Below are 1,234 nucleotides of genomic sequence, written 5' to 3'. Positions count from 1 at the left end.
GAAGCAAACAACATAGCAAGCAATATGCTAGCAAGTCAATTATTACAATTGAGCTTAACAATCGCAAGATTGTTTCAAACACTTTATATGAGAGTTTGATCCTGGCTCAGGACGAACGCTGGCGGCGTGCCTAATACATGCAAGTCGAACGCTTTTTCTTTCACCGGAGCTTGCTCCACCGAAAGAAAAAGAGTGGCGAACGGGTGAGTAACACGTGGGTAACCTGCCCATCAGAAGGGGATAACACTTGGAAACAGGTGCTAATACCGTATAACAAGTAAAACCGCATGGTTTTACTTTGAAAGGCGCTTTTGCGTCACTGATGGATGGACCCGCGGTGCATTAGCTAGTTGGTGAGGTAACGGCTCACCAAGGCAACGATGCATAGCCGACCTGAGAGGGTGATCGGCCACATTGGGACTGAGACACGGCCCAAACTCCTACGGGAGGCAGCAGTAGGGAATCTTCGGCAATGGACGAAAGTCTGACCGAGCAACGCCGCGTGAGTGAAGAAGGTTTTCGGATCGTAAAACTCTGTTGTTAGAGAAGAACAAGGATGAGAGTAAAATGTTCATCCCTTGACGGTATCTAACCAGAAAGCCACGGCTAACTACGTGCCAGCAGCCGCGGTAATACGTAGGTGGCAAGCGTTGTCCGGATTTATTGGGCGTAAAGCGAGCGCAGGCGGTTTCTTAAGTCTGATGTGAAAGCCCCCGGCTCAACCGGGGAGGGTCATTGGAAACTGGGAAACTTGAGTGCAGAAGAGGAGAGTGGAATTCCATGTGTAGCGGTGAAATGCGTAGATATATGGAGGAACACCAGTGGCGAAGGCGGCTCTCTGGTCTGTAACTGACGCTGAGGCTCGAAAGCGTGGGGAGCAAACAGGATTAGATACCCTGGTAGTCCACGCCGTAAACGATGAGTGCTAAGTGTTGGAGGGTTTCCGCCCTTCAGTGCTGCAGCTAACGCATTAAGCACTCCGCCTGGGGAGTACGACCGCAAGGTTGAAACTCAAAGGAATTGACGGGGGCCCGCACAAGCGGTGGAGCATGTGGTTTAATTCGAAGCAACGCGAAGAACCTTACCAGGTCTTGACATCCTTTGACCACTCTAGAGATAGAGCTTCCCCTTCGGGGGCAAAGTGACAGGTGGTGCATGGTTGTCGTCAGCTCGTGTCGTGAGATGTTGGGTTAAGTCCCGCAACGAGCGCAACCCTTATTGTTAGTTGCCATCA

General features: G+C 51.0%; 1 rRNA gene. It reads left to right on the top strand.

Features of this window, described 5'->3' with window-relative positions:
- Positions 1 to 83: 83 nt before the first annotated feature.
- Positions 84 to 1,234: ribosomal RNA gene (locus tag EP1_RS13150) — 16S ribosomal RNA — on the top strand; the annotation flags it as partial.

Origin of the sequence: Enterococcus pseudoavium NBRC 100491 (assembly GCF_001544295.1) — a bacterium.
Lineage (GTDB): Bacteria > Bacillota > Bacilli > Lactobacillales > Enterococcaceae > Enterococcus_A > Enterococcus_A pseudoavium.
The sequence above is the reverse complement of the archived record's forward strand: the minus strand, read 5'-3'. Positions and strand labels throughout refer to the sequence as shown.